This window comes from Rhodococcus sp. ACPA1 (genome assembly GCF_002300195.1).
In the GTDB taxonomy this organism is placed as follows: domain Bacteria; phylum Actinomycetota; class Actinomycetes; order Mycobacteriales; family Mycobacteriaceae; genus Rhodococcus_F; species Rhodococcus_F opacus.
Map to the genome: position 1 here is coordinate 19190 of NZ_NSDX01000016.1, position 21633 is coordinate 40822.

Genomic DNA, 21633 nt, shown 5'->3' on the forward strand with positions numbered 1-21633 from the left:
CACACGCAAGGCGAGCCGGTTACCGTCTGTCGGTATGGGGACCACCTTCCACGGGCCGAGTCCGTGGCCGCACATCACCCGCGCCATCCGCACCCGCGGCGCCCGGTACGCCGCGATCGGCTACCTCGGACAGGATGCGCCCGCGCTGCTCCCGCTGCGCGCCGGGGACCTGTTGGTCGTCAACGCCTCCAAGGCCGCGATCCGGGCGCACGCCACCTCCCCCGCCGCCCTCGCCTACTACCTGAACAAGGGGGTGCGGGTGCTGTCCTCGCCGACCCTGCACGCCAAGGTGATCGTCACCAACACCCGGGCGGTGATCGGGTCGGCGAACGCATCCGAGAACTCCACCCTCGCCGACGACGCGGTGGTCATCACCGACGACCCCGACATCATCGCCTCCGTGCGGAAGTTCATCGACAGCCTCGACGAGATCACCGAAGTCGATCAGGTGTTCCTCGACGACGCGATCCTCGAGTGGGAGATCGGCCGCGCCGTCCCACTGCCCGGGGTCACCGGCCGCGTCCGCACCGAGACAGATTTCCTGCCGACGCCCGTGACCCGGATGTTCGTCAAACACGCCGTCGACTACGAACCCACCCCCACCGAACAACAGGTCCTCGACCACCAGCGGGGCCGGCACCACAGCCGCGGCGGCCCGGCGGCGAAGTATCAGCTCGAATCGCTTCGCCTCGACAGGCCCAGCGGGGTGAAGCGGGGTGACGTGATCGTCCTCGCGGATGACGAGTGGATTTACGCGCCGGCGGTCGTGGTGTCCGACCCGATGAAGATCCCACGGTCCGGTGGAGCGGTTCTGTACTTCCTGCGCCTGCGCACCGGCCTGTCCCCGCTCCCCCTCCCAGACGCCGAGAAGGCGCTGACCGATCTCGGGCACCCCGGGTCACGACTGCGGACCGACCACTACGTCCGCTCCCCTGGCCTGAGGTCCGCGTTGCTGGGGTTGTGGGACCTGTGATCCTCAGCGAGCCTGTGTCAGTGTGAGAGTGAGCGCCGCAGAACCGACGAGCCCGACTGTTGAAACACTAGACGGCACTAGATACCGCGACACTGCTGCGCGCCGCTCGAACGGTGCTGATGCGGTGCTGCCAGCATCACCCTGGGTAGTACTACCTTCCACATCTCGTCGACCCGTTGTTCGAGGTCGGCCCGGTGAGCCCACAATCGAGGGACGGTCTGTAAACACGACGGGTGCGTTCCGTTGCGCAATACGCAACCTACAATTGCAATGCTAGCTAGCGTAGCGGAGTTAGCTATCTCTCCGCCTTGCCGTCACGGTCGCGGCGCGTTCCGGAGCACAATTCGTGACGTTGCCATTTCCGCGGCAGCCATCCGGCCGCCGGTGAAGAAAACAGACAACCGTCCAGGCCCGGGCATTTACGTCACAGTGATGAAATTCTGTCCGCTCTCCCCTGCCACCAGCGCCGCGTGAGATGGGTTCGCCAACCGTTCCGCAACTGATCGATACCCACCCATCCAAAGCGTCGGACCGCGCACTGACACCCCGCGGCACCGTCGAACGACTCAAGCGGCCGCGAAGGCATTTGCCGAGACCGGGCTCAACCAGCTCGTGACCTTAATGTGCCGCGCCGACGGCGCTGACGTCCGAAACAACATTGGCCCGAGGGGCGATGTGGAACCGGATCTTACTCGCCCACTTCGAGATCGAGTGGCTGGATGGGTGTGCCTGCGGCGGATGTCAGCGTCACCAGATGCCCCCGAGAAGACCGCAACTACAACTCGACGGATATACGTTGCTGCATCGTGCGGGCGTGTTGTTGCTTCGCGGTGATGGCGGCCTCGATACGGCAGCGCAGGTTTTCGTCGCTGAGGTGTGGATTGTCGAACCCGGCCACCACCGCCAGCTCTGTTCCGATACGGATGTGGGCAGTCTTATTGACCACCGACCCGTCGTCGCGGCGCGCCAGCTCGCGCCCAGTGGCGATGACCTGAGTCATGGCGTCAACGCGATTGGACGCTTCCCCCGCGCGCACCGATGTCCGCTGAGTCTCCAGATCCCAAAACGATACGAACCATTCCACAACCGCTCCCTCATCCACTCTTCTTAGGTGAACTGCGAAAATCACCAGCGTCCAACTTGCAACGCGGCGCTCGCCCACCTGCAATGCGCAAATGATCGCCGACGTTGTTGCGTCCGCTTAGCGGCCCACACGTCCGGTTGTCCGTTGCATCCGAATCGAACATTGCGTTGCCAATCTCGCACTGTCGGCGTTGCGCTGCAACTCCATCTGGTTGGTCTGCAACGTCGGGCCGTGTTGCGGTCAGAGTCGCTGGGGGTTGCGGCGGTTCGGGATTCCCTGGGTGTGGGGTGTGCTTCGTTCTGTTGGTCGGTCGTCTCCCCAGTCGACCCGCGGAGAGCAGGGACTGGCGGTCGCCGCCTTGCCGGGGCGTGTGATCAGGGTGTCCCGACCAATGTGTACTGCGGATCGAGCGTTGCCGCATTGCGTCCGTCCGCAATCTCCTCGAGTTCCGGCAACGGGGGCGTCCGGAACCCGGCGTCGACCGCGCGTTGCGCAACCTTGTCGAACCGGCGCATTGCGGTGCTTGCGGCCTTAGCCCGCGTGAGTGTGGCGATCTCCGCGTAGCTGTGCTGTTCGATGATCCGCAGTCGGGCCGTCTCCTTCACTACAGGCTCGAAGTCGGCGCACGTTTCGATGAAGTCGAGGAGGTTCTCGATAGTCTGGGCCTCGTCCGGCAACACGAATGGCTCCTGCGAGTCCTCGAGCGCATTGCCGACCTTCAGTGCATCGGCATTGCGTCCGTCCAGTGCACTGCGCGCAACGTGCTCCTCGGTGAGAGTCGCAACATCGGTGAGGTCATCTGGGTTCGTTGCGGTTGGTTGCGCGGCATCCGCAACGCGCGTAGAACTCTCAGGTCCGGTCACGGCGGCCTCACTGCTGTCTTCGACTGCCGAGGAGTCGTCTGCCGTGGCAACGTCGGCGAACTGCGCACCGGTCTGAGCAATGCGCGCCGCAACGTCAGGGTCCTGAGCAATGCGCGCCGCAACGTCGGGGTCCGCCGCGACGTCGCGGTCCTGCGCAACGTCGAGGTCCTGCGCAACGTCGAGCTCCTGCGCAATGCGCGGAGTAGCGATGTCCGCAATATGGCCAACGTTCCGTTCGGATGCCGGCATCGACTCAGCCACCACCGTCGGGTAATGGGCCGCGTTGTCCTCGCCGTCCCGATGTTCGCGGTCACGAGTGTCTCGGACGACCGCGGTGTACTCGGTGTGGGCGGTGCCGATGGCCTTGATGAGGATTCCGACACCGTGGGTGAAAGCTAAGACCAAGAGTGGCGGGATGACTGCAATGAGCGATGCGCCGGTTGGAGTCAGTGGGGTGTATCCCAGGTCGATGCCAGCTGCAGCACTCCGTGCGGCGGCTTCCCCGGCGCGGTAGGCGTGGTAGGCGTTGCCGAAGACGCTGATGAAGACGACGACCACTGCGAGCCAGAGGAAGAAATGCTTCCCCGTTGCGCGGCCGTTGATTTTGCTTAGCGCAACGATGGCGATCGTTGCGCCGAGGATTGCGCCGTCGACAATGGCGGGGAAGATCCAGGTGAGGTAGTGAGGGATTCCGGCCTGCAATGCGAGGTCGCGTTGGACGGCGAACGACAGCACGAACGCTCCGGTGGTGATGCCGACCGCAATGGCGATCGCAACGATTAGGGCGGCAATGAGGGCGCGGAGCTGGATTCGTGCTGCTCGGATACTAAGGTCGTTCATGATCGGGGTTTCCTTCCACGGGGTCCCGGTCCACGGGGCCCCCGCCGGCGCAATCGGCGGGGGCCTCCTTATGTCGGCTCGGTCAGTGCGTTGCGGTCGGCATAACTTGCACTCCAACACCCACCTAACAACGCTAGCTATCGTCGCTGTCGGTGCTAGCAGCCGTTTTTGGTCAGGTATTCGATGAGAGCGGCGTCGGTGACGGACGAGATGGTGATGCTCCGATCTCCGGTCTCGTAGCGCAGCTTGTCCACGCCGCGTGTCAGGCGGGCCTTGGTCGAAGGCCGCAACCGTACGTTGTGTTGTTCGCTGAGCTTCTCAACAGGCGATGCCGCCTCGGGTGCAGGAGACACGACCGATGTGACGGGCACGTCGGCGACGGGTCTGATCGTCGATTCGGTCGGAAGTTGCGTCGGCTGCTCGTCGACGGCGGACGGGGTGGGGTCTTTGACGACCCGGGGGCGCTCAGGAAGATCTGCGGCAGGGTGCGCCGGCCTGCGGATAGCGGGTTCACGTTGGACGCTCATACGGTCGCTCCTGCGGTCTTGATGGGTAGTTCGTTGAGAAGGTCGGTGTAGGCGAGCTGCAATGACAGCGATTTTCCGCCCGTGAACTTGTGGATCGGGGTGCGCGCGCTGTGTGCGTCCTGCCGCGTGGCGTATTCCGGGATGGTGGTGCGCGCGACGAGGTCGCCGTAGACCTCGCGCAGTTCGCTCTCCCGGAATCGGTGTTCGCCTGTCCCCCGCTGTCGGCTGAGGACGATCTTGTCGATAGCCAGGTTCGGGTTGGGGCGTCGCTGGACGTTCTCGACGGTTTCGAAGAGCTTGGTGACGCCTTGAACGCTGTCGATGGTGGGCTCGGTCACTGCAATAACCCCGTCCACTGCACAGAAAACGGCGAAGAGGAGTTTGCCGAGCGACGGTGGGCAGTCGAAGAGGACTGCGTCGTAGGCGGAGAGGTCGAGGCCCTCGAAGGCGATGTCGAGGCGGAAGATGAGGTCGTTGGCCCCATCCGACTCGATGTTCGCGAGCGTCTGGTCGGCCGGGATCAGATCGACGCCGTCCCATGGGGTGGCAATGACGGCGTCGATCGCCGTGCCCGACTCGGTTCGGCTCATCAGGTCGTAGGTTGTCAGCATCTCGGCGGTGATGGTGACGCCGACGCCGTTGGTGGCGTTGCCCTGGGGGTCGACGTCGACAATGAGGACGTGTCCGCCGGCGTTGCTTATTGCGCTCGCGAGACCGAGGGTCGTGGCGGTCTTGCCCACTCCCCCTTTCTGATTGCAGATCGCGCATTTGCGTGTCATGACTTGGTTTCCGTTCCGTCGAGGCCAGGAGACTTCCAGATGCGCGCGATGAGCGTTAGTGCAACTCCGCACGCTCGCGTAGGGAGCATAGCCAGGCTTGGCTGCTGAACTAGCTCGACACGCCGAGCAACGCTAGCGTTCTTTGCTAGGTGAGCTAGCGTGAATAACGCAGCTAGCGTCTCTAGTTTGGCTTTCGTAGCAATAGATGCTGCGGACGCACGCATAGCTATGGCCTCTATGGTTGTGACCCTATCTACGGTGTCTGTAATCGCTTTGCTCGCAGCAGTTACTGCACTAGTCTTCATAGCGCGGTTAGATACGTCTGCGCTTATAGCTATGACAGCAACGAACGATAGTTGTACTTCTCTAGCAAGCATCGCGCTCGTAGTTTTGTTCGCACTCATAACTCTGCAAGCAACCCTACGGCCCCTAGACTGCGTAGCCAGCCTAGAAAGGCTGGTATTGTTAGCAAGGCAAGCCAGCCTAGACGTGCGAGCGTCTATAGAATGCGGCGCTACTGTAGCGCTTATACGGCGCCTAGCTCACGTAGATATCGTTGCTTGCATCTCTCTGATAGCCACAATTGCGAGAATTGCTGCGCTAGAACGAGTAGCCGTGATCGTCTCATTAGCAGAACTATCCGCGACATGAAGGCTAGAGCCGATAGCCCGGGTAGCCTGGATAGTTGCGCTTCCCTTGCTACCAAAGCAGATCCCGTCAATGCTATAGGAGCTAGCGTTGATATTTCAGCAGGTCAGGGAGTCGCCACAACAACTATGCACGAGGCACCGTCACGCGAAACGCTTCCCTCGACCAGATCGCATCTGCCTGGGTGCGGCGGAACCCAGTGAAACGGAGCCGGCCGGCTATGAGTCTTCACAGCTCGACAGGCTCCCCGAGCGGATCTGGCCCCGGATCAACCAAGCACGATTTTCGGGCTAGCCGCGCCCCGCTAGCTAGGCTAACGTCCCTATCTCTATGCGCGAGAACTGCTATTTCCGCCAGCGTCCTTAGCGCAAAGGTCGCTTCACCGCTAGCTAATGCGTCACTCCTAGCAGCCTTAGTCGCGCGAGCAATCAACGCTCGCATCGCTAATCCAGCTAGCTCAAATAGCGTTACTTTGCTATCTAGTGTCTCTAGCATCGATAGGTAGCATGACTAGCATCGCACTGTGGGGTTACGTAGCTTTCCCAACGAGCCACATTCGCTGGGCAGCGCGTCGCAGGAGAGCATTCCCCAGGTTCAGAAGGAATCGGCACGACGTGTGAATCGGGTGTGCTCACAGCTGACGGTTCAGGGCAGTAATCGGTGGGCAAGTTGTTCGGCGTTGAGTTGCCGAATAGCGTCGTCGACGGCGTGGCGGTCGGTGAGGTCGATGCCTCTCTCGGAAAGCGCTGCGACCACCTGTTTGCCGGGGCCCCAGGCAGTTTCATCGTCGAACGCGTCCTGGAACTCAGGTAGGAAGGTGTCGACAGCATCAACGACGAGACTGATCCACTGGCGGTCGACCCCCTGTTGGGTCAACGCGAAGGTCAGCCATCGGCGCAACACGAAAGGCAGTGCGTTGCGCTCGTCGGCGTCGAGGACTGCTTTGCGGGGAAGCCAATCTGTAAGCAGCAACATCACCTCGCCCGGACTCCAGCACAGCGCCCCTGCGCCGATGTAGCCGTCGCCATAGTCCAGGAACAGCTCGGCCAACGAACGGCTCACCTCATCGTCGCTTCCGATGTCGGTGAGGAAGTCCTCGACCAGTTGGCGGCGCCTCTGCTCGAGAATTCCGACATGTTCGGGCCATTCCGGCAGGTAGTCCCGGCAGCGGGACCATGCCAGCGCCCGGTGATCGCAAAAGTCCTCGTCGGCGGTACGGGGCCAGGTCATGTCGGTGGTGCGCAACGCGTGCGCGAGATCGGCGAGCACCTCGGCGACCGGGACCGACTGGAGCGGCATCGGTGCCTCGTCGGGCTCACGCAGCTGGCCCCACGCGGTGGCTGCGCCGGGATTCAAGAGAGCGAGCTTGTCGATCATCAGCCCGCCGACCTGGTAGATATGTGCCATCAATGTGTGTGGGTGGGGTCCGTCGTAGTCAATGAACAGGACCCGTTCGCTCTCGTACACGTCGACCGCCCGCCACGCCGCGGTCGGAGTCCACGCCGCGACAGTGTGCCAGGCCGGCAGTGGTTGAGTTTCAACCAAGATGCCGAGGGTTTCAGTCAGCATGGAGATGTCGGCCGCAGGTGCGACCCGCGCAAGCGCGTCGACCGCGGCCAGCGCGTACGGAGACGGTGTGGAGCATGCTCGGCCGGTGACCTGCATACACAGTTGATGCTCGGGCTCGCGTTCGGTCACTGCCGCCGTCGACCACGCCTCGCCGAGCCAGCCGCTGGCCCAGGTCTCGGCAGTGAGCACATCGTCGATTTCGAGGAGTTGCCGAGCGTCGCGCAGCAGAAGATCGGCCGGGTGAACTTGCCTGGGAGCACGGCGAACGGGCCGGCTTTTGCCGCCCTTGCGGCGGCCACGGCTCTTGGGCATAACCGCAGTCCACCACAGATACCGACTACGGCGCCATCACGACGCGCCGTCCGGTGAGATCCGGTGCCGTCCGTATCTGCCGTCACGTGACAGAAACCGTAGATAGCCGGGGCATCGGCGCTCCGCCCAACTATTCAGGGCCGCTAGAGTCGCCTAGCGACGCTAGCTCGCATTGCTAGCAACGTCAGGTTGGGTTGCGTAGCTTCCAGGCAGCCAAGAGGGATCGAGCACACCGCTCTTGAGAGGGCCGACTTCGACAGCCAGGTATACGAAGGCCCTCTTGGAACTGCTGTTGGACAGGTGGTGCGTCAAGGGAGCCGAGTCTGCCGATGATCGGGAATCATGTTGTGCCCCAGATGGTGATGTTCTTGCGGGCCGGACCGCGAACCTCAACTGCGGTGTCCACGACTGCGCGTGCCTCGTCGGACAGGGCGAGAATCGTGTGATCTCTAGCCTGGACGGTGGCCTCGTCGTAGGCGTGAACAACGACATTGTCGTCGGCCCACACAGTGGAGTGGTCACATGCTCTGATGAATGCGTGATTGTGAGCTACGACCCTGCACCGGTCGAAGGCAGTTACTGTCGCGTGGGTGTAGGCCCAGACATGAACTTGCCCTGTGACTTCCACGGTCGTTGCGTCGGTGGCGACGATGTGCGCGGTGGCGGGTAGTGGTGAGTCGAGATGAATCCGTGCTTGCGATCCAGCGGTAAATCGTAGGGTCCACTCGTCGCCGGCCGATGCGAATGTTTTGTCGTCGAGTTCGATTAGCTGACCTGCAGTGTCAACTACGACTGTTTTGGCGCCGTTGCGAAGGCGTTCGCGGATCGAGTCTGCGTTGCGGCTGATGTGGGGAGGCACCTGGACCCGGCTGACATAGACCCGTGGGTGGCGGTGGGGCGATCGGGACGCGGTGTTCTTCTTACCCACGAGCGCACTCCATTCTGTGCGAGTCGGCCACAATGATTCTCGCAGTATATGGCCGAGACTTGGTGATGAGTGGTACGTCGGTCGGCGCGGTGGGGATCGTCCGCGGCCAGTCCGACCAGCGTTGCCCTATGTGCAGGGTGCGCCAAGGATCGATGGGCATTATTAGGCCGCCTGCCTCTGGGGTGCCAAGGTAGCGCGGATCTGTTCCATGAAAGCTTTTCGGTGCTCAGGCGAGGCCGCTGCGTGACGGGCTCGTTCGCGTTCGGCGTCACGCTCAGCGCGGCGCTGTGCGCTGTGCGCAGCGTCTGCTGCGCGTCGTTCGCTGGGGGAGGGGCCCGACCAGTCGATTCTGGACAAACGCCAGGTCAGATATCCGATCGGCGAGCGAACCGTGTTTGGCCAGAGCTCACCTCGCGCGACGGTGTCAGTGGTCAGGGCTTGGGCGATATCCCGTCCTGTCCAGCGGGTGGTGTCGATTCCTGCGCGATCGATGACGTCGCACACGGCTCCGATGTGGCCGCTGGGTGCGATAACTGGAGCTGCGGCGGCCAGCGTCGAGGCGGCTCGTTGCAGATTTATTGGGCGTGGGTTCGTCTGATTCGGGGATGAGGGTTGATTCTCTCGCGCGCATGCGCGTTTGGTGATTACTTCTCTACAAGAGATCCCCTTCGGGGAAAAACCACTCAAAGATAGGGGGTCACGGTCGCGGGCTTGGGGATTGGGATTCGAACCCGGCGTGGTGGTCTGGCGAGCGTGCTTCGCCGCGCGGTGTGTCCTGCCGTGGGAGCTGCCGCGCTTCTTTGGTTGTGGGGGAGCGGGGGTGGCTGCGACGAGGTCAGGTGGGGAGGATAGAGCCCATACGCTGGCAGCGCGGTGCTGGCGCCCACCGTGGTGGATTTCGGCGGCTTGGAATTCACGCGTAGTCAGGGTGCGGCCCCGTACAAGCTCGAAGCCGAGGTGTAGTGCTTTCAGCACGCGGCGACCTCGTTTGACCACCGATTCGGACACACCGGCGCGGGCCGCGAGGTTCTGGACTGTGGCAGTAACGCGGCGCCCAGTTTTCGAGTCGGCTGACGACGCGTGCGCGCCAGCGATGGCGACCATACTTTCGACGCCGATCCTGTGTCGGGCGGCTGCGGCGCGGCCGGCGGCGGTCTTGGTGACTGCGTACCGGACCTGTCGCATCCATCCGTCGCGGCTTGTCCAGATCGGGATGCGTGCTTCTTGGCCGGTGCTGACGGGCAGCGTCCAGGATTTCCCGCGCTGATCGGTGTCCGTGTTGAGGCGTCGCAGCTCGTCAATCCACGGGGTCTGAAGTGGTTGCGTTGCTGGTTGCGTGGTTTGGGAAATCGGCGAGTTGTGTGATTTAGCCCACGACACGCCGAGATCGGAATGTTGAACCGTTGAGAGGTATTCAGGGTATGCGCTACCCTGAGACGTACCTAGCACAGGTAGTCCCTTCGGGGAATGCAGTACCGAGTCGAAGAGGCTGCTAACTTCTTCTACTCACCTCAGGGAATGACCGTCCTGCCAGACGATCGCCCTAGACGGGGAGGACCTGCCAGTCCTCCCATCGGGATTCATTGGATAAACCCACCCCCGCCGGGGGTCCCTTTGGCTTGTACCGCTGCTTTTGAATTAGCTATCGAGTTAGTTCGAATGCGCTATTCGCCAGGCCCACCGCCCTCCTCAGTTAGAAGGGCCGATGCGCGCATAGGCGGCACCGGAAGTCGCAGCTCAGAACCCGCAGATTCCGTCGCGTAATGGGCGCCCTGGTAAGCCAACACAGGGGCAGCGCCGTCGCAGTGTTCTGGCGCGTGAGGGAGCGCCGTAGCCGGCATGTGGTCTCGTTGAGACAGACACGTTACGGAGTGGAAGTTTGCAGGCAGGCCAGATTTACGGCCATGCGTTATCATCGAGTAAGCACCGCCTCTTCCTTCCGAGGTAGTGGTGGTCAGGGAGCTGGCAAGGTCCCGAAATTTCATAACCGGACAACCCCCGATGCCGCCAAGCCCTGGGGGTTGTTCGCTGTCTAGGTGTCGTTCATGCGCCCATCGCCAACTGCTCGACGCGGTGCAGCGATCCCGCAGCTTCGATTTCGAGTAGCCGGAGCTGTTCCGGTCGAAGTTTCTCGCTGATGTAATCCGGGATGTCCAGTCCGTGCGTGATGGCGAGGATAAGCACGGAGTAGTCGCCAGCAGGGATGCCGAGTTCGGCTGCCCGACTCTCGTAAACCTTGTGGTGTCTGAGGGGTGCGCGAGTAGCGATCTGACCGCGGGGCCCCTTGTTGTGCTGTGCCATGAGGAAACCCTAGATCGAACCTGTAACCGATACGGGTAACCGGCGCTCTTCGGTGTGTCGCATGTGACTGAAGTGGACATCGAAGGGGACTGCCTTTCGTGAACGATTCGGCGTATCAGGACTGAACGGACTTGGTCGCAGGTTTCAGCGACCCCGCTTCCAATGAGGGCGACAAGATTGGGTGATCGGGACGATCTACCCTGCTCTGAAGCGCGCTGAATCTGTACTGCTACGCGGGATATCGGCGGAGAAGTAGACGGGCGAGCGAAGCGACCTCACGGATCTGCTCAACGGAAGCCGTTTCAGGGTTCGTCACGACCAAGTGAGCTTCTCTCGGGCGCCCACACTCAGAGTCGGCGCCTCAGCCGAGGTCACCAGAGGACATTCGGCGAGAAGTTGCTCGGATCTCCGGATTGAGTTGCCGCTGGCCGGTCGTTCGAGGGCATTCTGTGCGGGCGCGTCCAACAGGCGGAAACCCGTGCGGGCTCTCATGCCGCCCCGTTCCCGAAGTGCGCGGGCTGCCGCGCCGGAGCCGGAGTGGGGGCCGGGAGTGGGGCAGGGGGCTTCTGCTTCTTCTTCGTCCTCCCTCGGGCAACTGCGAACGCATCGACCCCAGCGGCTTCGATCTCGCGGCCGGTGACGGTGAACAGCCGTCCGGCCATGATCTGCTCGCGAACTTTCACACCAGTAGCGAGCCTGTCCTCCAGTTGCGTCTCGCACTGCGCGAGCAGCGGGCACACCGAGCAGGCCGCCATCGCACGCTTCCACGCCGCGGCTGTTGTTCCGGTGACGGTCCAACCGGAACCCTTACCCGCGCACAGCCCCTGACCTATGTGGGGCTGGGTCACGGGCGCCTTGCCGCGGGTCTCGAGTTCGGCGGCGATCCGCCGCGACGTCGGGCATAGACGCACCTGACTGGCGTAGACGAACCCGCACCGCCGGCACCGGCCCTCGCCGGTGTGTTCGCGCGCCATCGCGCGGAGTCGACCGGTCGTGTAGTGGCCCAGAGACCGGTCCTGGGACCGGAGGGCGCCCGTGGACAGCTCGCGCAGAGCGCCAGCGACGGGCGGGCACAGTGGGCGGGCCGGGGTGTAGACGAACCCGCAGGCCGTGCAGGACGTGTGGTCATGGTTCGGACGATGCTTGGCCAGGATCTCGCGGAGAGGGCCGTTGGTCACGCGGTCGTGCCCGTCGACCTTCTCTCTACCAGCATGAGAACTTGCAGTCGCTAGGCGTAGAGCACCAGCGCCATCTAACGTGTTCATTTGCAGGCTCCGATCTGCATTCGAGGCCGCGGGCCGCTAACCCGCTGGTCTCATGGCTTGTCCGACTGCGCTAACAGTCGACTTGCTGTTCTGACGGTCCCCTGGCTGCGCTAACAGCCGGGGGACCGTTCACATCTGGTCACTTCCGACTCCAAACATTTGTGTGTGTGGCTTCAGGCGCTCGGCTATCACGTCCATAATTAAGCAACATCATTAAGCTACGTGCGTATGTTAATGGTGGGAGTGCAAGGTGTCTAGCGAAGCTGTAGGCGGGGCGATGAAAAGGGTGAGTGTGAGTCGACGTGTGCTGCGTGGATTCGATCCCGAGCGCCTGATCGCACTGCGTAAATCCCGTCGCCTCGGGCGTCCTGAACTTGCTCGCCTCTCCGACGTGTCCTTGCAGACGATCCACAAGTGGGAATCCGGCGGTCAGTCGCCCCAGATCGACATCCTGATGCGCGTTGTCCGCGCGCTGGAAGTCGAAGTCTCGGACCTCGTCGATATCAAGCGCGACGATCGCTACCCGGGCGACTGGCGCGTGCTTCTCGGCCTGACTCAGCCCCAACTCGGCGCGAAGGCCGGCATCAGCACCTCGATGGTCGGCGCGATCGAGCGAGGCGACGCCCGCCTCACCGACAACTTCGCAAAGAAGCTCGCCGAAGCTCTGGAGATTTCGGAGGAGGAGCTGCGAGCAAGCTTCGAGCGGGTGCGAACCCGCCCCGCCGGCACTCCCGCATAGTCCTCGGGCGTCGCGGATACGAAGAGACTGGCTGCAGTCGCCGACGTGCTCGACTTGCGCATGGACGATCTCATCGAGATCGCGCCGGATGGGCGGTTCCTCGGCGACCTTCGCATCATCTACGGCCGCTACATCCAGGATCGGTTGGAGTGAATTATCGGCGTCTCCATGAGTACGTTGAGCACGCTTGAGCGAGGCGAATCCAGGCTCAGTGGTGGCACGCCCGAAGCTATCGCCGAGGTGCTCGGTCTTCCTGCTGAGGTCGTCGTCGGCGCTTGCGAGCGGACGAAGAACCGCCCCGCCGGCGTCAAGCCCTGAGCCGCGGGCAGCTCTGATCTGGATAAGGGGCCTGCCGGTGGTCAATCGCGATGGTCTCAATGCGCCACCGTCACCCCGACGATCGCCCGGCCGTTGGGCTGCGCTCCCGGATGTCACGGAAGCAGCCTAGAGCCTCCAGCGGGAATATCAACAATTAAGATGCAAAAAACCATCCTCTACTGACGATATGCTGGCGCGATGTCTTTAATATTTGTGAGCAAATTGCTGTCCGATTTCGTTGGGCACCTATGATGTGGGCATGCGATCAGGAGACCCTCAGCGCTTTGCAGCCAAGGTTGCTGAGCGACGAAAGCTCCTCAATCTGACGATTGGGGGCCTCAAGGCAGCTGGGGGCCCGACACCGCCAGTAGTAACGCAGGCTGAGCGTGCGGAGCTTCAGAACCCGAGGCCAAGCACTCTTTCCAAGTTTGATGTCGGTCTGCAGTGGAGTCCGGGAAGCGCCGCACGGGTCTACTGGGATGGCGGAGAGCCGACGGTCAGGGAAAAGGTAAAGCAACCGCTGGCTACCGGCGGCGGAGCGATGACGGTTTCCCTCCAGACGGTACTGCGTCTGATGAGTGCCCAACAGGTTCTGCACGATCTTTCGGACAAGAACCAGCCCATCGCGCCGGCAGACCTCCGTGGAGCGCGTGATGACGTCGACGCATGCGTGAGCGCTGTCGCCGGAGCGTTCATTACGGACCTTCTCGAGCGGAATTACGGCGAGGACGGTTCGACCACGCACCCGCTCCTTGAGTATGCGTTCACAGAGCTGCTCAGCCCCCCTGTCTCAGATGATGACCCGAATGCGGAGGAGAAATGGTACCGGCGATGGCTCTTCGGTAAGACCACCGATCTTGACCCCACTATGATCAAACGGTTCCACCGACGTTTGCGAGCGAAACAGATACAGATCACGCGTGAAGGGGGAAAGCTGGCGTGACAGTTGATAATCCAGTCGTCGCCGAGCGAATCAACAGGCTCTTTGATGTGGCTCACCTCAAAGAGGACCCTGAACAGACCACCGGTCACGTTGCGCGCTCGATTAGCACGATCCTTGGGCAAGACATCCCCGCAAGCCGCATCGAAGAACTACGTGGTGGTGAAGCGGCGACTCCGCCAGAACCTGAGCTGCTCCGGGCGCTTGAACAGCACTTTGACGCGCCACGTACATACCTCACGGAAGATGGGCCTCATGCGGCGGCCGTCGACTTTCAGTTGCAGGTGGTCATTCGTGCACGCAACGCCGGTGTAAAGCGAATCGAGGCACGACACGGGAAAGGTCCCTTCGCGAGTGCGATCGCCGAAATTCTGACTCAACTTCCACCGGAGCCGTCCGCGAAGACAGACGTCGATGCCTAGCCTGCGCTGGGCGGAGCGATTTGCCAGCGATCTATCAACAGGGATAGGTTTTCGAGCAATTTGAACCGATCGGGAGTTGTGTCCGGGGTGGATGAGGGTTCGATCGCAGCAATGGCTCAGGAGCTGGTCAGGCGGATGCCGACCAATGTCCCGTGGGCACGTCAGAAGTTCATCGAGGTCGTCGCCGAATACCGGGGACGACCGGTACGCCTTGTGCCGGTCAGATCCGAGGCCTTGAGCGCGGCGACCGACTCGGACACGACCTGCGGCCTGTGGCTCTTTCGAGAGCACGACGACCTCATCGTCTACGGCTCCGATGTCTTGGAGTACCACGCGGACCAGATTATCGGTCATGAAGTGGGCCACATGATGCTCAAGCACGACGAACGTGCCCTGGTTGATCTCGATGGCGGGGTGTTCTCGACGTTGCTCCCCGACCTTGCGGGATCATCCATCCTCAAGGTGCTCGGCCGAAGCAGCTTTGAGGACGAGCAGGAGCATGACGCCGAGGTCTTCGCAGACCTGATCATGGTCGAGGCAATGACAGTCCGCCAACGGCGAGCGTCCCTTCTCCGCAGTACCTTTTTCCGGTGACTTCACCCGTAACCGGCTGGATCGCCTGGCCCATCATCATCCTGCTGCTGGTCGTAACCCTCACGAGATTCCGGCTACTCAATCGAACGCCGACCGATCAACTTATCAACCAGGCGTTGTCGTTTGCCGCTGCTGGCATGCTCCTCCGTGAGCAGATCGTGGAGGACGTCTTAGCTCGCTACCTCGGCCCATTCGGCGACGTTGATCTTCTCCGGCAGATCTCTTTCGGCTTCATCGTTCTCATCGTGCAGGCCATCTACGGAATGGCACAACTGTGGGCCGCGGGTCAGCGAACGGGGGTCGAAGCCGCCCAGGTCGATGAGGTGGCAGTGTGGCGGAGGCAGTGGATCTACTACGGAATCGGATTGGCGTCCGGCCTGACCGTCCTTGTAGCAGGCTCTCCTGCACGAAACGCCGGACTCCTCATTGACCAGTACCTCGGTTGGCCGGCCGTGATTGCTTGGCTCGCCTTCTACGCACCCATCCTTATGTGTGGTGCGCTGATCGTCCGCGTGTTTTCGAAGGAGATTTGCGCCAAGGACACCACTCGTCGAGAGCGCCTTCTCTACGTCCTCAACGTGGCTCTGGCGGGTGCGCTCGTAATCGATTCCGTTGTTGCACCACTGACGACGTTGTATGAGGTCGTCACCGCCACCCCAACACGAGATCCGCAGATGACGGTCAAGGCTCTGACCTTCTTCCTGGCAACTACAGGTGCCACTGCGGTGGTCACCGTTCCGACAGTCGCGGTCGTGATGAGTCGGCTGGGCTGGGACAGGACCGGGCGAAGCATCCGTCGGTTGCATCTGCTGTGGCAAGACCTCACTGACGCATTTCCCGATGTCCGTACAGCTCGTGCCGAAAACCCGGCTCGCCAACTTCATCGGATGATCATCGAGATACATGACGCCTTGCTCCGACTGCGCCGATTCGTCGCGCCCGCCGCGCAGGACGACATCGACTACGTCGCAGCTACGCACACCGACGAAGACCGGCGCAAGCAACTCCTGGCTGGACTGCAGATAGCGCGCGCCCTTGAAGCCAAACTGTCGGACCTCGCTCCCCACGATGGAGGCGTTCGGCTCCAGTTCCTCAACCTACGCCCCCGCGAACAGCACCTCACCGCCACGAGCGATCAATTGATCGCGCTGGCAGACGACTGGCCGACGGTCCGCCATTACGTCGAGACTTACGTGCAAGGCCCGAGCGCAACCACTGGCCCAGCCAGCTGAGAAAGGCACACCCTGATGGTTACAACGACAACTGGTGAGGCACTGCCGCACCCGCGCTACCGCCTTCCGCTGCTCGGGGATCTCCTCACGATCAACCCGGCGAAGCCCACGCAGACCAGCATGAAAGACGCGCGACAGCTTGGCCCCATTTTCGAACGCTTGATCGTGAACTATCCCATGGTGATCGTGTCAGGCCCGGAACTGATCGCCGAGGTCAATAACGAAGACACCTGGACCAAGCACGTTGGCGTCCTCTTCAAGAAACTCCGCCCGATCTCCCGCGACGGTTTGTTCACGGCGTACAACGACGAGCCGAACTGGGCGAAAGCACATCGCATTCTCGCGCCGGGGTTCACCCAGCAGGCCATGCGCGGCTACCACGACACGATGTGCGAGACCGCCCAAGAACTGGTGTCGGCGTGGGAGAGCAAGGAGGGCGGCTGGGTCGACGTCCCCGAGGACATGAACCGATTTACCCTCGAGGTGATCGCCCGAACCGGCTTCGACTACACGTTCGACTCATTTCGGCGTGCCGACACCCATCCCTTTGTCGAGGCCATGATGCGCGGCCTGACCTACATAAATCGCAACTCGAACCTGCCTCCAATCCTGCAGAAGACAATCGGCCGTAAACAGGCCGCGCAACACCAGCGCGATATTCACTACGTCAAGCAGGTCGTCGACGACGTCATCAAACGACGCAAGACAGAAGACTCAGGAACACACAACGATCTGCTTGCCCGAATGCTGACCGAGCCCGACCCGGAAACCGGTGAGTTGCTCGACGAGATCAACGTACGGAATCAAATCCTCACCTTCCTCGTTGCAGGGCACGAGACATCGGCAGGGGTCCTCGCCTTCGCATTGCATTACCTCGCAACGAACCCCGAGATCGCTGCAAAAGCCCGCGCTGAACTGGACGACAGGTGGCCAGCCGGAGACGTGACAGCGATCAGGTACGAGGACGTCGCGCGATTGCGCTACCTCCGACGGGTCGTGGACGAAACTCTGCGCCTGTGGCCCATTGCTCCGGGTTACTTCCGAGAAGCGAAAGAAGAGACGGTAATCGGCGGAAAATACCGCTTTGCTCCCGGTGACTGGGTTTTCGTGCTCACGTTGCAGGCGCACCGTGACCCGGTGTGGGGCCCCGATGCGGAGGAGTTCAATCCGGATCGATTCTTGCCTGAGAACATGCGACCAATACAGAGCTCAGTGGTCTACAAGCCGTTCGGAACCGGGTTGCGTGCGTGCATTGGCCGACAGTTCGCGTATCACGAGACGATCCTCGCGCTGGCGTTCCTGCTGCACCGCTTCAACTTCGAGGAAAACCCTGCATACCAACTCAAGGTCCAGGAGCAGATCACTCTCAAACCAGAAGGCTTGCGGCTTCGCCCTCGTCGTCGAAATTAGCGCTTTGGCTTACTGGCGACGAACAACGCCACATTGCCGACCTGAGAGACCTCGACGCGACCGAACGAGACCCGCAGAGCTTCGACGAGACCGTCGTAATCGTCGTCGCGGTTATGGAAAGCCCCGAGACGGTTGTATGCCTCACCGAGCGTGAGGCCGAAGATGTTCCGTTTCACCCCCCGCCCGAGAACTGTTGAACCGAAGAGGACGCCATCCGCTGCAAGCACACCGGCCAGGTTCTGAAAGATCACACTCTTCTCACGCCAGCCACCCGGTAAACAGTGAAGGACGTAGTTGAGACCGACGGAGTCGAATGGTCCCAGGTCCGACGGCACGGGATCCAATACGTTGGCTTCCACTGTCCGCACGTCATAGCGCGGGGACAACCGACGGTAGGAGTGATTGAGACTGTTGGCGTTCAAGTCCAGGAGGGTGAGCTCGGTCCCCGCTGGCAGTTGGGCATTCGCCAGGTACCAGCCGCTCCCAGGACCTACCTCGAGATGACCGCGTCCGACGTGCTGGTCGTACATCTCCACGAATCGTTCTCGGCCGCAGCGCCAGGCCAGATCGTTGGAGAGATGAACCACCCATAGGTCATAGATGAGCAGGAAGGGAGCGGTATACGGCGCAGCTCCAGCCTGGACGGCCTTGTCATCAACCTTGGACACGCAACTCCCATCATTTGGTGGTACACCGTGTCACACCATATGGGCCAGGAGCTGCACAGAACAAGTGTGGGGAACGCACAGCGCAACCTGGCTCCGCCGTCCCCGAAGGTGTACACGGCATCGAGTGTGACGTCAGCGACGCATCGGTCGATGCGGCCTGCACGCACATCGAGACCGAAGACGGACCGTCGAAGAAGTCGTGCGAATGCCGGCATCACCAACGACGCCCTTGAACTGGAGAGCGATTCATACCGTTGACCTGCGCAAGAAACGTCCCCACTCGTAGCTCTCGCTACTGCGAACCGCGTAGCTCGGCATACGCGGCCTGGGCCTTGGGGAGTGCGGCAGCGTACTCGGTGGCTGCGGTCTCGCCCTTTTTGTAGAAGTGTTCCTTCTCGTTGTAGCCGCGTGGGTCTGCGAGCTGGACGGCCAGGGCGTAGGCAGCCGGGTCGTCGGCGCTGACGGTGATGGCGTTGTCCATGAATGTGTTCGTGGCGGCCTTGACCGCATCCGTGGAGTCGGCAGCGATGTTGTACCCGAAGCGCCAGCCGTAGACGTCGCGGATTCCCGTCGCAGGCGGGGCCATCGAAAGTCCTGACCTCCAGCCGGTTTCCGCCTCGGCCGCTAGGAGGGCCGCGAGTGCCTGGTCAGGGTTTCCGTGACGTGCCTCCACGGTCTCGACGATCGCTGTGGCGTTGTCACGGTGAATCTTGGCGATGAGGTCACTGTTGGCCTCGGCCCCGAACGGAGATGCGTCCGCGGTGGTGGTCGGCACGCTGGTGGGAGGAGATATTGTCAAATCCTGTGGATGAGGTTGTTTCAAGCGACCTCCGATCCGGTGCTTGCGGGCTCGATCGCCCCGGCGTTGGGGCTGATATCGGTGGGTCGTTCGAGCAGTTTGCCCTTGTGGAACACCGCGCCCGCACGAACGAGCGCGACCAGATGTGGTGCGTTGACCGCACGCCAGCGCGCCTGGGCGGCGTCGATCAGCTTGTAAGCCATGGCAAGTCCCGCCGCACGCGAACCCGGCCCCTTGGTGACCTTCGTCCGGAGCCGCACCGTCGCGAAAGTTGACTCGATGGGATTTGTGGTGCGGAGATGTACCCAGTGCTCGGCCGGATACTTGTAGAACTCGAGCAACACATCCATGTCGTCGGTGATCTTCGCGACCGCCTTCGGATACTTCGCGCCGTAGTCGAGCTCGAAGGCCTTGATCGCCACCTGGGCCTTGTCGATGTCCTCGGCGTTGTAGATTTCCTTCATCGCCGCGAGCGCCCCCGGATGCACCGACTTCGGTAGCGCAGCAAGAACATTGGCCTGCTTGTGGAACCAGCACCGCTGCTCCCGGGTTTCCGGGAACACCTCCCGCAACGCCCTCCAGAACCCCAGAGCGCCGTCACCGACCGCGAGAACGGGAGCGGTCATACCGCGGCGTCGGCAGCCGCGCAGCAGGTCCGCCCACGACTCGGTGGACTCGCGATACCCGTCGGTGAGGGCGACGAGCTCCTTCCGGCCGTCCGCGCGGACCCCGATCATCACCAGCAGGCACAGTTTGTCCTGCTCGAGCCGCACCTTGAGGTGGATACCGTCGACCCACAGATAGACGAAGTCGGTGCCCGAGAGGTCCCGACCCTGGAAGGCCTTGGCCTCGTCCTGCCACTGGGTCGTCAACCGGGTGATCGAGGCCGCCGACAGCCCGGCACCGGATCCGAGGAACTGCTCGAGCGCCGGCCCGAAGTCGCTGGTGGAGAGCCCGTGCAGATACAGCAAGGGCAGTACCTCGTTCATCTGCGGGGACTTGCGCACCCAGGCCGGCAGGATCGCCGACGAAAATCGCTGCCGCTCTCCGGTGTCCGGGTCGATGCGTTTGTCGTTGACCCGAGGGGCTTTCACGGTGACCGCACCGGCGGCGGTCAGTACACCGCGTTCGTGGTGGTAGCCGTTGCGCACCACCAGGCGGCGACCGTTCTGGTCGACCTGGTCAGCGAACTGTTCGATATAGGCGGCGACCTCCGCCTGCAGGGCGGCTGCGAGCATCTGCCGGGCACCGTCGCGGACGATCTCGTCGAGTAACGACCGCCCGTCGTCGTCGTTGGTCCGGTCGTCGTCGTGTACTACCGTGAGCACGGGCGTACCTTCCCGCCAGCGTTGCCGCGCTGGTCTTGATCAGAGTTCGGATACCTTGCAGATCATCTTCCGGGAAGGTACGCCCTCCCCGATCCACAAGTTCTGATCATTTCTCTGGTGGGAGTCGCGGTGGTCGACTCATCGCTGCTGCATGCGGTCAGGCCGACGGCGAGAACAGCGGTGATCAGTGCTGCGGCAACGTTCTTGCGGGTCACGAGGCCCTCCGGGTCAGTAGCGGATGTCGTCGATGAGCCAGTGGTCGCCCTCGCGGACGACGGAGACCCATACCGTGGTGTCAGGTTTGACCGTATCGGTGTTGCTGCCGTCGACCGCGGTCTGCTTGATGGTGGCTACGCGGTGGACGACGGTATCGGTGTCCTCAGGGCAGCCGGAGCATTCGACGCTGACGTCAGCGATGACCTTGGCCTGCTCCTGCGCCCACTCATCCCACTGCACGCCAGGCCCGCGCTCAGTGCGGGCGTCGACGAGCATGCGGTCAGCGAGCCTGCCGGTCAGCCAGTTTCGGGCCCGCCCATATGCGTCGTTCTGGTTGGTGTCGGTAGCCGGGTACCAGGTGAACGCCACGATCAGCCCCTGTCGCGCGGCCTCTTCAGCGTCGCGGGAGGAAGTCGGCAGCTCGGCGGTCTCGACGTCGACTGGCGACACCGCGGCCGCAGTGGCCGTGGGCGCGCTGGTGGTCATCGACGCTGCCACGCTCGCCGAGTCCTCGCCGTCGTTGGTTCGGGAGAGATACGCGTAGGCCAGGAATCCGACGACAGCGACCACCAACACCACGATGACGAGCTTCCGTGCACTCACGTCGCCCTCCCTCCCCGTGGCAGAATTCGGCCATTTACCACGATAAATGACACGTCCCCCGTCCTCCGAATGGGTGGTCCGGCGCGGGGCGGTCGACATCGACCACGGCAGCTGGAGGTATTCGTTGTACTTGTCGCCGAGTTGTCTCGTAACCTACGGTTTCGCGTAGCTTTCTCACCGTTCTGTCGGTGGCTCTTCTCATCGAAATGTCGCTTTCCTTGGCCGGCGGCCAGCTTCCAGCACTCGGCGGTGCCTCCCGCCCCATCCGCATGAGT

General features: G+C 62.4%; 20 protein-coding genes. 8 read left to right on the top strand and 12 right to left on the bottom strand.

Annotation, left to right across the window (positions count from 1 at the left end; genetic code table 11):
* Nucleotides 1–34: 34 nt before the first annotated feature.
* On the top strand, nucleotides 35–973 hold the full coding sequence (locus CJ177_RS46155) for a phospholipase D family protein (RefSeq protein ID WP_095871048.1): 939 nt from the start codon (nucleotides 35–37) through the stop codon (nucleotides 971–973).
* Between the two features lie 775 nt (nucleotides 974–1748).
* Here the strand turns inward: CJ177_RS46155 and CJ177_RS46160 are convergent.
* The 8 genes from CJ177_RS46160 to CJ177_RS46200 all read right to left on the bottom strand — a co-directional run bounded on the left by CJ177_RS46160 (nucleotide 1749) and on the right by CJ177_RS46200 (nucleotide 12002).
* Nucleotides 1749–2057, bottom strand: coding sequence for a hypothetical protein (locus CJ177_RS46160; RefSeq protein WP_005574595.1), 309 nt, complete (start codon nucleotides 2055–2057; stop codon nucleotides 1749–1751).
* A 374-nt stretch (nucleotides 2058–2431) separates the two neighbouring features.
* Nucleotides 2432–3760, bottom strand: coding sequence for a DUF2637 domain-containing protein (locus tag CJ177_RS46165; protein ID WP_095871049.1), 1329 nt, complete (start codon nucleotides 3758–3760; stop codon nucleotides 2432–2434).
* 155 nt (nucleotides 3761–3915) lie between these two features.
* Nucleotides 3916–4287: a hypothetical protein gene (locus CJ177_RS46170; protein WP_095871050.1), complete on the bottom strand. Its 372-nt coding sequence runs from the start codon at nucleotides 4285–4287 to the stop codon at nucleotides 3916–3918.
* Nucleotides 4284–5066: a ParA family protein gene (locus CJ177_RS46175; protein ID WP_095871051.1), complete on the bottom strand. Its 783-nt coding sequence runs from the start codon at nucleotides 5064–5066 to the stop codon at nucleotides 4284–4286. Before CJ177_RS46175 ends, CJ177_RS46170 begins: the two co-directional genes overlap by 4 nt.
* Nucleotides 5067–6359: 1293 nt before the next feature.
* Nucleotides 6360–7595 (bottom strand): hypothetical protein, encoded by a 1236-nt coding sequence (locus CJ177_RS46180; protein WP_095871052.1) that lies wholly within the window; start codon nucleotides 7593–7595, stop codon nucleotides 6360–6362.
* A gap of 340 nt (nucleotides 7596–7935) precedes the next feature.
* Nucleotides 7936–8523, bottom strand: a complete 588-nt coding sequence (locus tag CJ177_RS46185; protein ID WP_095871053.1) for a hypothetical protein — start codon at nucleotides 8521–8523, stop codon at nucleotides 7936–7938.
* A 2043-nt stretch (nucleotides 8524–10566) separates the two neighbouring features.
* Nucleotides 10567–10824 carry a hypothetical protein gene (locus tag CJ177_RS46195; RefSeq protein WP_095871055.1) on the bottom strand — a complete coding sequence of 86 codons (258 nt, stop codon included), beginning with the start codon at nucleotides 10822–10824 and terminating at the stop codon, nucleotides 10567–10569.
* A gap of 488 nt (nucleotides 10825–11312) precedes the next feature.
* On the bottom strand, nucleotides 11313–12002 hold the full coding sequence (locus CJ177_RS46200) for a hypothetical protein (RefSeq protein WP_257015102.1): 690 nt from the start codon (nucleotides 12000–12002) through the stop codon (nucleotides 11313–11315).
* A 391-nt stretch (nucleotides 12003–12393) separates the two neighbouring features.
* Here CJ177_RS46200 and CJ177_RS46205 point away from each other — a divergent pair, with 391 nt between their 5' ends.
* From CJ177_RS46205 to CJ177_RS46230, 7 genes are all read left to right on the top strand, one after another.
* Nucleotides 12394–12828, top strand: a complete 435-nt coding sequence (locus tag CJ177_RS46205) for a helix-turn-helix transcriptional regulator (protein ID WP_306453434.1) — start codon at nucleotides 12394–12396, stop codon at nucleotides 12826–12828.
* A gap of 168 nt (nucleotides 12829–12996) precedes the next feature.
* Nucleotides 12997–13146 (top strand): hypothetical protein, encoded by a 150-nt coding sequence (locus tag CJ177_RS49715; RefSeq protein WP_143548827.1) that lies wholly within the window; start codon nucleotides 12997–12999, stop codon nucleotides 13144–13146.
* A 259-nt stretch (nucleotides 13147–13405) separates the two neighbouring features.
* Nucleotides 13406–14089, top strand: coding sequence for an XRE family transcriptional regulator (locus CJ177_RS47195; protein WP_143548828.1), 684 nt, complete (start codon nucleotides 13406–13408; stop codon nucleotides 14087–14089).
* The gene (locus tag CJ177_RS47200; protein ID WP_143548829.1) at nucleotides 14086–14508 is read left to right on the top strand and encodes a hypothetical protein; all 423 of its coding nucleotides are present in this window, start codon (nucleotides 14086–14088) and stop codon (nucleotides 14506–14508) included. Before CJ177_RS47195 ends, CJ177_RS47200 begins: the two co-directional genes overlap by 4 nt.
* 111 nt (nucleotides 14509–14619) lie before the next feature.
* On the top strand, nucleotides 14620–15102 hold the full coding sequence (locus tag CJ177_RS46220) for a hypothetical protein (protein ID WP_095871058.1): 483 nt from the start codon (nucleotides 14620–14622) through the stop codon (nucleotides 15100–15102).
* A complete protein-coding gene (locus CJ177_RS46225) occupies nucleotides 15099–16334 on the top strand; it encodes a DUF6545 domain-containing protein (protein WP_095871059.1) in 1236 nt (411 codons plus the stop codon). Before CJ177_RS46220 ends, CJ177_RS46225 begins: the two co-directional genes overlap by 4 nt.
* Nucleotides 16335–16349: 15 nt before the next feature.
* Nucleotides 16350–17744 carry a cytochrome P450 gene (locus CJ177_RS46230; protein WP_095871060.1) on the top strand — a complete coding sequence of 465 codons (1395 nt, stop codon included), beginning with the start codon at nucleotides 16350–16352 and terminating at the stop codon, nucleotides 17742–17744.
* Here CJ177_RS46230 and CJ177_RS46235 read toward each other — a convergent pair.
* From CJ177_RS46235 to CJ177_RS46250, 4 genes are all read right to left on the bottom strand, one after another.
* The gene (locus CJ177_RS46235) at nucleotides 17741–18412 is read right to left on the bottom strand and encodes a bifunctional 2-polyprenyl-6-hydroxyphenol methylase/3-demethylubiquinol 3-O-methyltransferase UbiG (protein ID WP_095871061.1); all 672 of its coding nucleotides are present in this window, start codon (nucleotides 18410–18412) and stop codon (nucleotides 17741–17743) included. The genes CJ177_RS46230 and CJ177_RS46235 overlap by 4 nt on opposite strands.
* A 292-nt stretch (nucleotides 18413–18704) precedes the next feature.
* Nucleotides 18705–19211, bottom strand: coding sequence for a hypothetical protein (locus CJ177_RS46240; protein WP_257015103.1), 507 nt, complete (start codon nucleotides 19209–19211; stop codon nucleotides 18705–18707).
* A 20-nt stretch (nucleotides 19212–19231) separates the two neighbouring features.
* Nucleotides 19232–20539 (bottom strand): IS256 family transposase, encoded by a 1308-nt coding sequence (locus CJ177_RS46245; RefSeq protein WP_095867872.1) that lies wholly within the window; start codon nucleotides 20537–20539, stop codon nucleotides 19232–19234.
* 228 nt (nucleotides 20540–20767) lie between these two features.
* Complete coding sequence (locus CJ177_RS46250) at nucleotides 20768–21358, bottom strand: hypothetical protein (RefSeq protein ID WP_095871062.1); 591 nt, start codon at nucleotides 21356–21358, stop codon at nucleotides 20768–20770.
* Nucleotides 21359–21633 lie beyond the last annotated feature (275 nt).

Excerpts from the sequence above, each read along its gene's own strand:
- CJ177_RS46155 (WP_095871048.1), top strand. The coding sequence starts at position 35 with ATGGGGACCACCTTCCACGGGCCGAGTCCGTGGCCGCACATCACCCGC.
- CJ177_RS46165 (WP_095871049.1), bottom strand. The coding sequence starts at position 3,760 with ATGAACGACCTTAGTATCCGAGCAGCACGAATCCAGCTCCGCGCCCTC.
- CJ177_RS46170 (WP_095871050.1), bottom strand. The coding sequence starts at position 4,287 with ATGAGCGTCCAACGTGAACCCGCTATCCGCAGGCCGGCGCACCCTGCC.
- CJ177_RS46175 (WP_095871051.1), bottom strand. The coding sequence starts at position 5,066 with ATGACACGCAAATGCGCGATCTGCAATCAGAAAGGGGGAGTGGGCAAG.
- CJ177_RS46180 (WP_095871052.1), bottom strand. The coding sequence starts at position 7,595 with ATGCCCAAGAGCCGTGGCCGCCGCAAGGGCGGCAAAAGCCGGCCCGTT.
- CJ177_RS46195 (WP_095871055.1), bottom strand. The coding sequence starts at position 10,824 with ATGGCACAGCACAACAAGGGGCCCCGCGGTCAGATCGCTACTCGCGCA.
- CJ177_RS49715 (WP_143548827.1), top strand. The coding sequence starts at position 12,997 with ATGAGTACGTTGAGCACGCTTGAGCGAGGCGAATCCAGGCTCAGTGGT.
- CJ177_RS47195 (WP_143548828.1), top strand. The coding sequence starts at position 13,406 with ATGCGATCAGGAGACCCTCAGCGCTTTGCAGCCAAGGTTGCTGAGCGA.
- CJ177_RS46220 (WP_095871058.1), top strand. The coding sequence starts at position 14,620 with ATGGCTCAGGAGCTGGTCAGGCGGATGCCGACCAATGTCCCGTGGGCA.
- CJ177_RS46230 (WP_095871060.1), top strand. The coding sequence starts at position 16,350 with ATGGTTACAACGACAACTGGTGAGGCACTGCCGCACCCGCGCTACCGC.